General features: G+C 43.1%; 11 protein-coding genes. 4 read left to right on the top strand and 7 right to left on the bottom strand.

Features of this window, described 5'->3' with window-relative positions:
- Nucleotides 1-41: 41 nt before the first annotated feature.
- Both FTW16_RS02230 and FTW16_RS02225 read left to right on the top strand, forming a co-directional pair.
- Nucleotides 42-842 (top strand): vancomycin high temperature exclusion protein, encoded by an 801-nt coding sequence (locus tag FTW16_RS02230; RefSeq protein WP_029405420.1) that lies wholly within the window; start codon nucleotides 42-44, stop codon nucleotides 840-842.
- A gap of 197 nt (nucleotides 843-1039) precedes the next feature.
- Nucleotides 1040-2410, top strand: coding sequence for an SLC13 family permease (locus FTW16_RS02225; protein ID WP_048607137.1), 1371 nt, complete (start codon nucleotides 1040-1042; stop codon nucleotides 2408-2410).
- Between the two features lie 257 nt (nucleotides 2411-2667).
- Here the strand turns inward: FTW16_RS02225 and FTW16_RS02220 are convergent, their stop codons facing one another.
- Nucleotides 2668-3018 carry a GlpM family protein gene (locus tag FTW16_RS02220; protein ID WP_017631289.1) on the bottom strand — a complete coding sequence of 117 codons (351 nt, stop codon included), beginning with the start codon at nucleotides 3016-3018 and terminating at the stop codon, nucleotides 2668-2670.
- A gap of 119 nt (nucleotides 3019-3137) precedes the next feature.
- Complete coding sequence (locus FTW16_RS02215) at nucleotides 3138-4433, bottom strand: GGDEF domain-containing protein (RefSeq protein WP_146489892.1); 1296 nt, start codon at nucleotides 4431-4433, stop codon at nucleotides 3138-3140.
- A gap of 303 nt (nucleotides 4434-4736) precedes the next feature.
- Here FTW16_RS02215 and FTW16_RS02210 point away from each other — a divergent pair, with 303 nt between their 5' ends.
- Nucleotides 4737-5561: a DUF2797 domain-containing protein gene (locus tag FTW16_RS02210; protein ID WP_146489891.1), complete on the top strand. Its 825-nt coding sequence runs from the start codon at nucleotides 4737-4739 to the stop codon at nucleotides 5559-5561.
- A 110-nt stretch (nucleotides 5562-5671) separates the two neighbouring features.
- Here the strand turns inward: FTW16_RS02210 and FTW16_RS02205 are convergent, their stop codons facing one another.
- Both FTW16_RS02205 and FTW16_RS02200 read right to left on the bottom strand, forming a co-directional pair.
- Nucleotides 5672-6922, bottom strand: coding sequence for a sensor domain-containing diguanylate cyclase (locus FTW16_RS02205; RefSeq protein WP_146489890.1), 1251 nt, complete (start codon nucleotides 6920-6922; stop codon nucleotides 5672-5674).
- Between the two features lie 302 nt (nucleotides 6923-7224).
- Nucleotides 7225-8109, bottom strand: a complete 885-nt coding sequence (locus FTW16_RS02200) for a LysR family transcriptional regulator (RefSeq protein WP_146489889.1) — start codon at nucleotides 8107-8109, stop codon at nucleotides 7225-7227.
- Nucleotides 8110-8334: 225 nt separating this feature from the next.
- Between FTW16_RS02200 and FTW16_RS02195 the strand changes: the two genes are divergently transcribed.
- The gene (locus FTW16_RS02195) at nucleotides 8335-9006 is read left to right on the top strand and encodes a type 1 glutamine amidotransferase domain-containing protein (RefSeq protein ID WP_146489888.1); all 672 of its coding nucleotides are present in this window, start codon (nucleotides 8335-8337) and stop codon (nucleotides 9004-9006) included.
- 155 nt (nucleotides 9007-9161) lie between these two features.
- Here FTW16_RS02195 and FTW16_RS02190 read toward each other — a convergent pair whose 3' ends face one another.
- The 3 genes from FTW16_RS02190 to FTW16_RS02180 form a co-directional block, all read right to left on the bottom strand.
- Nucleotides 9162-10397, bottom strand: coding sequence for a cysteine desulfurase-like protein (locus tag FTW16_RS02190; protein ID WP_146489887.1), 1236 nt, complete (start codon nucleotides 10395-10397; stop codon nucleotides 9162-9164).
- Nucleotides 10381-11037: a 2OG-Fe dioxygenase family protein gene (locus FTW16_RS02185; protein WP_186728011.1), complete on the bottom strand. Its 657-nt coding sequence runs from the start codon at nucleotides 11035-11037 to the stop codon at nucleotides 10381-10383. Before FTW16_RS02185 ends, FTW16_RS02190 begins: the two co-directional genes overlap by 17 nt.
- Nucleotides 11038-11886: 849 nt before the next feature.
- The gene (locus FTW16_RS02180) at nucleotides 11887-13332 is read right to left on the bottom strand and encodes a hypothetical protein (protein WP_048659553.1); all 1446 of its coding nucleotides are present in this window, start codon (nucleotides 13330-13332) and stop codon (nucleotides 11887-11889) included.
- Between the last annotated feature and the right edge of the window lie 386 nt (nucleotides 13333-13718).

The raw sequence follows: 13718 nt of genomic DNA, 5'->3' as shown, positions 1-13718 counted from the left end.
GCACTCAAAAAATAATGCTCAGTCAAAGGACTATGCCGAGAGTGAAATTCAATTCTCACATTTGCCGAAACTACTTACTAAAAACATACAAAAAACTGCAAGGTTTTCTGTATGGCTCATTTATTGTGTTCTTGGTAGGCAGCGCTGCGGTTATTGCGATCGATTATTGGGTTTCATGGCAAGCGGAAGATCGCATCATCTACGATATTGATGAAGTGCCCGAGCTTGAGGTTGCAGTTGTGCTTGGCACAAGCAAATATTTGGGTAGAACACTCAACGACTATTATAAGCACCGAATTGAAGCGGCGATTGAGCTGTTCGATCGTGAAAAAGTGGACCAATTTCTACTGAGTGGCGATAACGCTCATCGCTCTTACAATGAGCCGTGGACGATGAAGCGCGACTTGTTGAAAGCAGGCGTCCCCGATGAACGTATCAATCTCGACTACGCGGGGTTCAGAACCTTAGACTCGATTGTTCGCGCCAAAAAGATATTCGATACCGATAACTTCCTGATCATCACTCAAAAATTCCACTGTGAAAGAGCGCTATTCATCGCCAATTCTTACGATATTCACGCGCAGTGTTTAGCCGTTTCAGGACCAACCCACCATTCCGGAACCACGATACGTTTACGTGAAGTGTTTGCGCGTACCAAAGCATTCCTTGATCTGTATATTATGGGGACAACGCCAAAGTTTCTTGGACCTAAAGAGCCTATTCAACCGAGTCCAAAACCGGAATCATTTCCGATTCCAAACCCTATTACTGACCCCACTGTAAACCCTGTTGTCGACCCTACAACAAGCCCGATTGCAGCCCCTGAAGAGACCGATGTGTAGAAAACTACACATTTTGAATTTGTTGCCTCACACTTCCCCATTGTTAAGCAAAAACACACCAACACTCCTTTATTAACTTGAGTAACATTCTTCCAACAAAGTCTGACCCTACATCAAGCTATATACCTCGAAAATAATAAGCACGACTCAATGAAGTCGTGCACCAATAAAACGAGGATAAACAAAAGGAGCGTCTTATGACGGCACTTGTTACTACACTGAAACACTGGTTGTTTACCCGCAACAGCATGATATTAATTGGTAATTTCACGCTATTTGCAGTTTTGCTTAATACCCTGCCATTCGAAGCGCAAGTGAATACAGGTTTAAGTATTCTCGTGTTCGTTGCCATTCTATGGTTAACAGAAGCTATTCACGTCAGCATAACCGCTTTGCTCGTTCCCCTATTGGCTGTCTTGTTTGGTGTATTCAACACGCCCGCAGCGCTGGCTAACTTTTCAAACCCAATCATCTTCTTGTTCATGGGTGGCTTCGCATTAGCAGCCGCACTGAACAAACAAGAGCTAGATAAAGCGATTGCTGACAAAGTACTGCTGATTGCAAAAGGCAGAATGTCGGTCGCTGTGTTCATGTTGTTCGGTGTGAGTGCCGGTCTATCAATGTGGATCTCAAACACAGCCACCACTGCAATGATGCTTCCTCTTGTTCTTGGCATCATGAACAAAGTCGACCAAAGTGAAGACCGCAACACCTACGTGTTCGTGCTATTGGGTATCGCTTACTGTGCATCAATCGGTGGCATCGCAACCTTGGTTGGTAGCCCACCAAACGCAATTGCAGCGGCAGAAGTTGGCTTGAGCTTCACAGAGTGGATGGCGCTTGGCTTACCTATCTCAATGATCTTACTGCCAATCGCGATGATTATTCTTTACGTGATGACTAAGCCAAAGCTTGACCACAAATTCGAGCTAGACCATGCCCCAGTTGAGTGGACAAACAGCAAGAAAATCACACTGTCTATCTTCCTTTTAACGGTAACGCTTTGGATATTCGGTAAACCAATCAACGCAATGATTGGCGGATTCTCTAAATTTGATAGCTTGGTAGCGATTGGCGCAATTGTACTGCTTGGCGCTTCTAGAGCGGTGGAATGGAAAGATGTAGAGAAAACAACAGACTGGGGTGTGCTTATCCTGTTCGGTGGCGGTATCTGTTTAAGTAATATTCTGAAAGCAACAGGAACCAGCGTATTCCTAGCACACTCACTAAGCGGATTTTTAGAAACAGCTGGCGTACTGCTTACGATTCTAGCCGTGGTAGCGTTCGTGGTATTCCTAACGGAATTTGCGAGTAACACGGCGAGTGCGGCATTGCTTGTCCCTGTATTTGCGACTATTGCTGAAGCGCTGGGGATGTCTCCAGTTATCTTGTCTGCACTGATTGCGGTTGCTGCATCTTGTGCCTTCATGCTACCAGTAGCCACACCACCTAACGCAATCGTGTTTGGCTCGGGCCACATCAAGCAGAAAGAGATGATGCGAATCGGTATGGTGTTGAACCTAGTTTGTATCCTAGTTCTGACTCTGTTCGCTTGGATTTTCTGGTAAGCACTAACGTCCAATAGACTTATGTTTATAGACAAGTACTTTTAGAGAATGCTCCCCTAAACTGGTTGAGTTTCCCCCAGCTCAACCAGTACAAAAATGCCCGCTCAGTTTGAAACTATCACTTAGTATGAAGTCACCACTGAACGGGCACATAAAAAAAGAAACGCTTTTCCCTTTTGGTGGCTCCGCGCCACCTTTTTTGTTTTGGCTATTTATTGGCTAAATCAAACCGCTCACCGCTCTTCAGAACAACAGCATTAAATCGCACTTGGCACTAAACGCGTCCAACCTAGCAGCAACATCGAAGCACACAATACCCACACTACGGTCGCTAACGAGAGAGTCGACACCAAGTTATAACGATAACTGAACACATACACTGCGCCAAGATAAGCGGCGTACGGCACAAGCGAAAACAGACCAAACAGCGCTGTGGTACGTAACTCCACCATGGTTTGTTCCGTGCCGACAATGTAGTGAGCAATCAGAGCAAAGGTCGGAAACAGCGGCACTAAACCAGAGATGTAGAAGCTCTTACTCTTCGACAATAGCGCAATCAACAAAACCGCAGCTGCACCCAGCAAGCATTTAAAGAACAGAGAAATCATTTTTGTACATTTTCCAAACAAACAAAGGCTCTAGAGGGTAAACTCATCTATCAGCCATAAAAACGCCACACGTCACATATGCACGCGTGGCTTATAAACTAATCAAAACAATTTTCAGATTAGTGACTCAAGATCACCTGATTTCGACCTGAATGCTTCGCTTGATATAAAGCTTCATCAGCGCGAGCAATGGTCTCTGTCACTCGCTCTTGTTTCATCTCAGCAACACCAATACTGCATGTCAGTGGATCGCCATGAACCCAAAGGTGCTGGCTGACTAAGAGTCGGATTTTCTCAGCCTTTCGTTGTGCTTCGCCAAGATCAGTCTCCGGACAAAAAACAATAAACTCTTCACCACCCCACCTCACCAACTTATCGGAAGCGCTGATCGAACTGCCGACCACCATACTGAACTCTCGTAAAATATCGTCGCCCATTTGGTGTCCGTACTTGTCATTCACGCTCTTGAAATAGTCGATATCAAGATACAACATACTTAGCTTTCCATGCCCCTGCTTAACCTGCTGAGACTGCATTTTTAGCCAATCACGAATAGCGTGACGATTTAAAACTCCAGTTAATTCGTCTCGATGAGCCATTTCCGAGAATTCGAAATTCTGTTCTCTCAATGCTCGATTGACGTTCTTTAAGTGATGATGTCTTTTCTCTGCGATCACCATGCGCTTTCTGGAAGTATGTAATTCTGATACCAAAAATACGCTGCCTGTTCCAACCCAAACAAACAGTAAAATAAGGAACAAGCTTTCGCCTGAAATATAAGATCCCTCGAACTCAATACTACGGATAACAATTCGATGGTGGCCAAGCTTTGCACCAGATGCAGTAGCAAATTCAACCATATTCACATTCGAAAACTCAGGTGCTGAGTGCTCTAACGCAATGTCGTTATCCGCCAACCACCATGTCATCACTTGCAGGTTTTTAATCGGAATCTCAATCACACCACCATCGATTCCTGGAGAAAACTCCATTCCGTTGTACTTATGTGTGTACTCGTTATCCGGAACTGAATAAGCAGGGTTGTAGTTACGTAGGTAGGTTCTCAAACGGCCGCTTGAGTCAGCCTCCGCATGGTAATCAATATTGACTCTAAAGGTGTGATACTGAGAGAGATCAAGGCCTTCGGTAATGTCTGGATTGATACGAATCGACAGGCCGCAATAAGGCCAAGGATATTCCGACTCTTTAAGTTCACAGTCGAGAATATACTGCCCATTTTCGTAGGATAATTGGGATGTACTAACGCCCTTATCAACTCGATCGCTAGTCGCGATAAATTCATATTTATCAGGGGTTATTGCTGTTATCACACGATTTCCGCTCACACGGTAATACTGCACAATGGCAAGCGTTGCGATAACGAGAAAGATAACAATCTTATGGATCCACTTCACGTCTAAGCTTCCGGCTTAAGATCCCCATAGTTGGGATTTCACGATAAAAAACAAGTCAGATAAATTAGTGATCTTGATGCCAATAAATCACTAAAAAACGTTATATCACGGCTGAACAAAATGTCATACTATATTTTTATGCCTATATTTCATTCAGATTATTTACATCGAGAATCAAGTAATATTGCGTATAAAAACAGGTACCATTTGTTATACTCATCGCATAATCATCGTTAACCGTACTGCCTGCTCACAGCGCAATCGAGTCGACGAAATAATAATCAAAATACAACGAGTAATGTCATGTCTTTATTAGCAAAAGGAACACTCAAAAAGATGAGTGCTTCCCTTGATGGCGCGGTTACCTACCGTTTGCCTGTAGGCGAAGAGTTTGTAGAGCTAAACCCTCTGATTGGTAAAACCATCAACCTCACTCACACTGGCAATATTTTTTGCTGCTCGTGTGGTAAGAAAACCAAGAAAAGCTACTCTCAAGGCCACTGCTTTGTGTGCATGAAAAAGCTAGCAAGCTGCGACATGTGCATCATGAAACCAGAGACTTGCCACTACGATGAAGGCACTTGTCGTGAGCCTCAATGGGGTGAAGAGAACTGCATGGTTGATCACTTCGTTTACTTATCGAACACATCAAGCCTAAAGGTAGGTATCACTCGCCATACTCAAATCCCTACCCGTTGGATTGACCAGGGCGCGACTCAAGGTTTACCTATCTTGAATGTAAAAACACGTCAGATTTCTGGCCTGATCGAAGTTGAATTAGCAAAGCACATTGCTGACAAAACCAACTGGCGCACGCTACTAAAAGGCGACGGTGACGATATGGAATTGGTAGAAAAAGCCAAAGAACTATTGCCATTGGTTGAGGATAAAATCCAAGAGATCAGAGCGAAGTTTGGCGACGATGCCATCGAGATTCTGAGCGAAAACATCACTTCACTGAGCTACCCCGTTGAACAGCACCCAGTGAAGATTGTATCGCACAACTTTGATAAGAACCCTGAAGTGACTGGTGTACTTCAAGGCATTAAAGGTCAATACCTTATCTTGGATACTGGTGTGATTAACATCCGTAAATTCGGTTCTTACGAAGTTGAGGTTTCTGCTTAATAAGCAGAGCGCCATCACAAGTGAGATACAAAAATGCCCTGAGGCTTCTGCTTCAGGGCATTTTTCATTTCAGATGAGACGATCAGCTTTAATAAAGCAACATACAAAGACTAGAGCGCGACCACATCTCCATCGACACAGTTCTTGCCGTTGGCTTTCGCGCGATAGAGAGATTGATCGGTTAAGTTCACGAGTGCGTCAATAGTGACACCGTCTTCACAGGCTCGGCTATCACTTATTCCTATACTGACACTCACATTAAATCGAACCTTCTCATCGATTTTGAACTCGGCTTGATTGAACTCTTGACGAATTTGTTCTGAAACCTCGCGCGCAGTTTCAAGAGAGGCATGTGGGATAAATATAATGAATTCTTCACCACCCCAACGGCCCGCCACTCCTCCGACTTTCTCGGCATTGCGCTTGGTGATGTTAGCCAAAGCACAAATCACCTCATCGCCCACCATGTGACCGAAAGTATCATTAATCGACTTAAAATCATCGATATCCAACAGCATACAAACGAGGTAATTTTCAGAGATAATATGCTCTCTTAGCCATTCGTAAATCGCCCTACGATTGAGCAGATCCGTCATTTCATCGTAGTTCGCTTGGTGAACCAACTGCTTTTCCAACATCACCTTTTGCGTCACATCTTCAAGCACAACCTGAACCGCGGGCTGACCTTTCCACATAATGGCATTGTCGTAAATATTGAAGAATCGATGAACACCGTCGAAGCCAATGTTTTCGACCACCGTGCTGGTCCCCGACAACTCCCCCGACACAATCGCGTGATAATGTTTACTGATACCGTCTGTATTCTGCTGTGGCACCAATCCGAGGATCGAATCCAGCGCTAATACTTGCTCTATGGAAGTGCCACCTTGTAATTTGACCCACGATTGATTGACCATCAGAGGTTTGAAATCTCGATGAACCAAAATGCCCTGTCCTGATTGCATAATCATATCTTGATACATCTTGTCTTGTTCACGCACTGCATTTTGTAGCTGAATAGCTGGGGAAAGATCGATAACCGTGACTTGAAGTGCCGGTCTTCCCTGCCACTCCGTTACATGGTCGATAGAAAACACGGTGAACTCTCTACCATTGCGATCAACATTGGTATAAGTGTGGACCTGAGGGTCGCGTTGACCACTGACGGTTTCAAGATAATTTTGGTAAGCGAGAACGTGAAACTCTTCAGGTATGAGATCGAGAAAGCTATCTATATTGGAAAGTAGTTCTTCTGGTGATTGATATCCATAAATACGAGCATAATTAGCATCAACACTAACTACATTCATATCTTGAATAGTTATTACACCGTAAGTGGATTCGAAATTTATTGAAGACATTGCCAACTCCGTACTCTAGCTATACTTCATCACTGGAGCATAAGAACACATCCTGCCAACGCTTCCACATAATCTATTACGCGCTAGGGACATTAATATAATATCTAGTATATCGTACTGTTGGTGGCTTCTCTACAATTCAATCGCTAACACGAGTCACCAAAAGTAGACAAGCATCTCAATCTGATTACGCGCGTCAAAAAACAAAAAAAGATAACGTATATCTATGTAAGCATTACCTTTTCTGCTTTCGGCTTAAATCTAAGTTGCTTAGCTAGTATTCACCGCCTAAAACTTGTTCGCTATTCATTCCAATCCGAAAAATAGGAGATTAAGAAGTCGATCGCCAGTCGTGCTCTCTGGGGTAAAAAACGGCGGTTTTGATATACGACCCAACTGCTGGTTCCTGCTCCCCAATATTCTTCAAGTACTGGGACAAGCTTTCCATTAGTCAGACCGCCATTGAAACTGCTTTTGGGAAGGTAGACAACACCAAGCCCCTCTTCACATGCTTTCAGTACTGCGCTCGAATTGTTGCTGCGCCAGCGCCCATGAACTCGTACTGCATTTAACGGTTTTCCCTCTTTCTCGAATAACCATTGGTCACTGTTGGCGATAATACAGCTGTGCATTTTTAGCTGTTCTGGATGAGTTGGCGTACCAAATTGCTCTATATAGTCTTTACTGGCTGCAGCCGCCATTGGGCGATCGACAAGCTTTCTTGCCACCAAACCGGAATCATCCAACCGTCCGTAACGAATGGCGAAGTCGATACCATCTTCGATGAAGTTAACCATCTTGGTGTTGAAGTTCATTTCAATAGTCAGATCGGGGTGATCTTTCGCAAATTCCATCAGTGCTGCCGCGACATGGTTTTCTGCAAATGCACCTGCAGCACTGACACGCAAAGTACCGCTAAGCTGAGCTTGCTGAGACGTAACTTGTTCATTCGCTTGTTGCAACCCAATCACTAGGTCTTTGCACTGTTGATAATAAGTATGGCCAGACTCTGTCAGGCTAACCAACCTTGTTGAACGCGCAAGCAGAGCCACTCCCACTCTCTCTTCCAACCTTGAAACCTGCCGACTCACATGGCTGGTACTGCAACCTAACTGCTTGGCGGCTGCTGAAAAGCCGTGACACTCAGCAACCGCAACAAATTCATTAATCCCTTCAAAGCTATCCATACTTAATCTACTCGTATTTTATCTTTGCTATATAGCAACAATGTTTTGCCTATTTTGCATATTATCACTTAATTGGTTTGGAACTAGTATTAGATACAACAAGACGGCGATAGCTAAGTAACAACACGATACCTAGCGCTAAGCGTCAGCGCTTAACGAAAAGTGTCAGCACTTAACGAAAAGCGTCAGCACCTAAATAAAAACAGCAGCTCAAAGGGATGAATCATGAAAAAAATACTAATTCCAGTAACTAACCACGCAACACTTGGCGATACAGACCAAGCTAACGGTACTTACGCTCCAGAACTTACCCACGCTCTTAAAGAGATCATGGCTGCTGGATTCGAATACGATATCGCTTCTATCAATGGTGGCAAAGCCCCACTCTACGGAACGGATATTGAGGGAGATACGGTTAATGCTGATATCTTGGCGGATGATGATTTCCAAAACCGCATCAACAACACGATTCCAGTAAGCCAAATTAATGCAGAAAGCTACGACGCTATCTTCTACCCAGGTGGTTTTGGTCTACTTTCAGACTTAGCAACCAATGAACAGTTCGCTAGCATCGCAGCAAAGCATTATGAAGATGGTGGTATTGTCGCTGCAGTATGTCACGGCCCTGCAGCTCTACTTCCTATCGTACTGAGCAACGGAGAGAAGCTACTAAGCTCTAAATCGGTGACTGGCTTTACACGTGAAGAAGAGATCGACTTTGGTACCATCAATGACATTCCGTTTCTACTAGAAGAATCGCTTGCTCGTGGCGCAGCACGTTTCAACAAGGTTCAACCTTGGCAAGAGCTTGTGATTGTTGATGAGCGAGTAATTACAGGCCAGAACCCAACTAGCGCACACGCAGTGGGTGTAGCGATTGTTGAGCAACTTTCTTAGTCGAATTACTGTCTTGATTAGATCACTGGCGCTAACTCAATAAGCACGGTGAAACCAAAAAGAGCATACTTCCAACTCAATATTCATGAGAGAAATATGCTCTTTTCTAATTCTGTCGCTATTAAGTGCTAGTGACTTTTTGCTAATTACTTCTGCTAATGGCTTCGCAAGATCCCTTCAAGCACATTGAACAGCAAGTCGATCTCTTCAATCGAATTGTAATGCATACAACCAATACGCACTACACCCTGCTCTTCAATACCCAACTGCTTCACTAAACCTAATGCGTAGAAATGTCCGTTCCACACACAGATATTATGCTCACCCAACTTCTTAGCGATGAACTCTGGAGAGTGGTTATCAAAGGTGACGGCGAACGTTGGCGTTCTCAGGTTCGAATCAAATTCCGTCTTACCATAGAGTTTTGCCCCTTCAAGATCGGCCAAGCGCTTTAGGAAGTACTCGCTCAACTGGCTTTCATGCTTGTTATAAAGCGCGTAGCTTTGTTCCAAACGAGAACGCAGTGAATCTGTTGGTTCACCAAACTGCGCTAAATAATCCACCGCCGCAATCACACCCGCTAGGCCTTCGAAGCTTTGTGTACCTGTTTCAAATCGGCCTGGGCCAATGTTAGTTGCAGGCTCAACCTTGTATGGCTTTAACGTATGCAGCCATTGAGGCGCAATGTATGCAATGCCAACATGCGGGCCGAAGAACTTATAAGCCGAGCACGCTAAGAAATCACAATTTAGTTTTTGAACATCGATCAAGTGATGAGGAGCGTAGTGAACCGCATCGACATAAACCTGCGCACCGTGCTGATGTGCAAGCTCAATAACTTTCGCCATGTCGACAATCGAGCCTGTGGTATTCGAAGCAAAGGTCACAGCAACCAGCTTGGTCTTCTCATTTAACAGAGACTCAAAGTGTGCCATGTCTAGGCTGCAATCCGACTCGTCTACACGAACTTGGCGGACAATCGCGCCTTTGTCGTCTGCTGCTTGTTGCCAGCTCGATACATTCGAGTAGTGGTCTAGTGCAGTAACAATCACTTCGTCGCCAACTTGCCAATCGCGGCTAATCGCTCGGCTCAATTGGAAGGTCAGCGATGTCATGTTCGCGCCGAACACAACGTTGCCAGAAGACTCAGCATTGAGTAGCGCTTGTGCTGCTTCTCTCGCTTGCTGCATTAAGCTTGTCGTCTTTTGGCTAGAAAAGTAGTGACCGCCGAGGTTTGAATTAAAGTGCCCAAGGTATTCCGTCATGGATGCTAAAACATTTTCAGGAACCTGAGAGCCACCCGGCCCATCAAAAAAGGTCACCGGCTTACCGTTATGGTACTGGCCTAGCGCGCTAAACTGCTGGCGCACATCATTAAGAGTGAAGGACATTGCGCGCATCCTTAGCCGTTAGAACAAACACATCCATGTAGCCCATTTCATCGTGGTCTATGGTACGAATCGGTTGTGCGTTGTGCCAAAGCTTGCTGTCGGCCAGCATTGCGACTTCACCGTCTTCCAGCACTTTTCTAAAGAACGGTGCTTCATGTGAGTCTTGGTACAGCATGATTTCGCCACCCACAATGTTATGACGGTTAACGCCAATTAAAGCGATGTGGTCGAAGCCATCTTGGTGAACACCTTCTGGTGCAACCTGCGTCTCTTCAAAAATGGCAGCGATACGGATTTGGTGGATTTCGATTTCTTGTCCGTCTTCAAGCCCATTGGTTTCAATAAACAGTTCACACATCTCTTGCATGCCTTCGCTGCTTAGAATTGGTGCTTCAATTGGCTCGAATTGGCGAACAACGTCACCTTGAAAGTGATTAATGTCTTCAGACTGAACAAAGTTATGTTTGTCTAGCTCTACGACTTGTCCATTACTGAATTGAACCACCGAGTACCTTCTCAATCGAAACTGACCATCCGCGTGCTCTGTACTTGGAAGCTTAGAGAATGACGGTGACAACTCCTCAATTGCGTGGTTACTGAGGTGGGTAATATGTAGGGTATTTTCGTGAGCATGTAACATCATCGACTCCTTAATGATTGTTAATTAACTTTCGATATTTAACGTTTTGTTTACATAAAGGATACTTGAAGATCTTGCCAAATCAACATTAAACAATCATTTATCCCGTCAGATTTAATAATTCAGACACTAAATCTAAACTGAAATTCAAAAGCAGTGTATAACACCAGAATAAAAGATGACCAACTCTTAAAACTAGCACACTCCACTAGCTAGTTATAAATCCCTACAAATTTAAATTTAACGATATTATTAACTGGCAAGTGATATTTCATATTGTGTCAGCCCTTTCGCTTCAATACGCCAGCCTCCTTGCATGAGTTCAGGCATCACACTCGTCATCATTCATTTCTATGCTTTTGCACAGCGAAATACGACCTACCTATCAATTGCCAAGCTATTGATTATTTACACAACAAACTGAAATTGGTTAATTTATGACTAAGCCAGAAACCAAACGCCTTTGCTTGCGCGTCTGGAACAGGTCGAGTTCGGGGGGAACTCGGCCGCCCTAAATGGCTCATTTCTTTTAAGGGAGCGACTTGGTAGCTCTTTTAGTCTCGAAGATATTTGAAGTGGAATGTCGCGGGTGGGATTTGAAAACAAGAGTATTAAGCGTTGGAAATCCACTATGGTAATGGATGTAGCTTCGAGATAAGCGGCATGTATTCACAAATGTTAGTCGCTCTTCCCTAACACTATTTGTGCCGTTATTTGGTAGGCATTTTACTAAATCAGATCCTGTCCATGGCTTTGCCCTACTAAAAGTTATCCATTCATCTAATGTTGCTCGTTGTGAATCCCCGTGTTGTATCACGGGGAAAATTTAACTAAATATTAAGACTCTTGTTACTTACTATTTATTTTGACATCAGTGTTTTCTAATATTAAATCTTTTACTATTCCATCAACTGAAGAGATGCTTGTAACCTCTTTTCTAAACTTAGACTCTTGAGAATTGGAAAAATCTACTATCTCACTCTCGAAAGCTACGACGTTAGAATGAGATACGTTGCCAAGTTTACTCTTAAAAATATTTTCTTTTTCTCGAATTGTCTCGTCAAGAGTCTTGACACTATTTTTGATTATTTGGTCGCCGCTCCTGCGTACAGTATTCAGTTGTACTTTGGATTCAGCAGAGAGTTCTATCTTCGCTCTCTCTATTAACTTTTCAATCTCGTGCTCTTTAGGTTGTATATAAAAAGCAGTTACGGCTAACGTTACAATAACGAGTGATGTATACACTCCGAGGATAGTAGCTCGGAAATCATTACGAATTAATGCAATTACACCACCTTTGCCATCTTCTTTTTTAATTTGGATAGGATTTGTTGTAAGTTGCATTGTCAAAATAAACACGATAAGTATTAGACCTATTCCGATCATGTAAATCGGTGATAAAGCACTTTCGTCTTTAAACATAGCTAACGCAGCTGTGATAATGAACGTAATAATTGCACTAAACACGCCTAGTGTTTCAACATTAGTTTTGTTCAGTTCTTTAACTTCTTTTTCTATCAGAGCCTGCTTCGCAATCGCTTCAGAATCAATGTATTCACGAGTATAAATCAAGTTTTCAAACGCTTGATTGGTTACCGATAATAAGGCAATACTCCCATAAATTGGATCACTTTTAATTTTATGCAATCGCTCTTTAGCTTTAGAGTACTCGCGTTTTTCAAAGTGGTCTTTACAAATCCCCAACTCTAACTCATGGGTGTCCCTAACCAAATATTCTGCAAAATCAATACCCAAATTTTTACCCGGGGCCATCAGAGATAAAGCTAAATTGTTTTTCTGCCTAATAAGCTCTTTGCAGTCCCAGTCCTGAATACATTCTTTATAGAGCCTTAGAGCTTCTTCTTTGTTTGTCTTCTTAGCAACATGCGCGTATGAGTGCTTGAAATCAGGGTTGAACGGATACTTTTGATATAGCTCTTTTACACGACCTTCGTTTGAGTCATTGACAGAACCGTTAAACATTAAAATTTCCACTTCTAGAAAGCTTAATATCTCTACTGCTTTGTCATCTTTTTCAAAATTTTGTCGTTTTTTTACATGTAACAAATACGCTGAAATATCTTTTTGTCTTCCTAATTCTTGAAAGTACAGCCAGAACAAATAAGACTCTCCAAATGACAACCATTTTTTAGGGGAGGCGTTAGCAAATGATGTTAGCTCATCGATGAGCGTATTGAAATGTTGAAACTGGGAGTTATCATCTGTTTGAAGAATCGTTTGCCCTATACCTGTCAAAGCCTGGAACTCTTCAAAGCGTTTTTCGTAATCGATCATATTTATTTAGTTTATTAATGGTATTTAGCTGATAATACTCGTTTTTCTTTCTGAGAAAAAGCCGCCTCTAATGGTTCAGCTCTTTATATGACTTTATCGGGATTTACCAAACGTTTGGATAACATTTTGAATTGACCGCAATCTTCATGTGCTTAGTTTCAAGCCTTTTGTATTGAGTCGGAATTGGTTTCATTTCTCCCAACCCCTGAAGGTTCTCACGAACCAAAGGCGCTCACGCAGCATCGTTGTTTCATGAACTGACCAAACAGGATGAATAGTTGCCCTATCAAAAAAAGGGATTCTTTGTTTCAAGCAAAGACTCTCTATCAATAAGAATCAAACCATATTGCACGATAATAGCTAGATGAAAAAACCGATAAAGTAGT

Origin of the sequence: Vibrio sp. T20, assembly GCF_007858795.1 — a bacterium.
Classification (GTDB): Bacteria; Pseudomonadota; Gammaproteobacteria; order Enterobacterales; family Vibrionaceae; genus Vibrio; species Vibrio satsumensis.
Note: the sequence above shows the minus strand (reverse complement) of the source record. Positions and strands in the feature narration are given on the sequence as shown.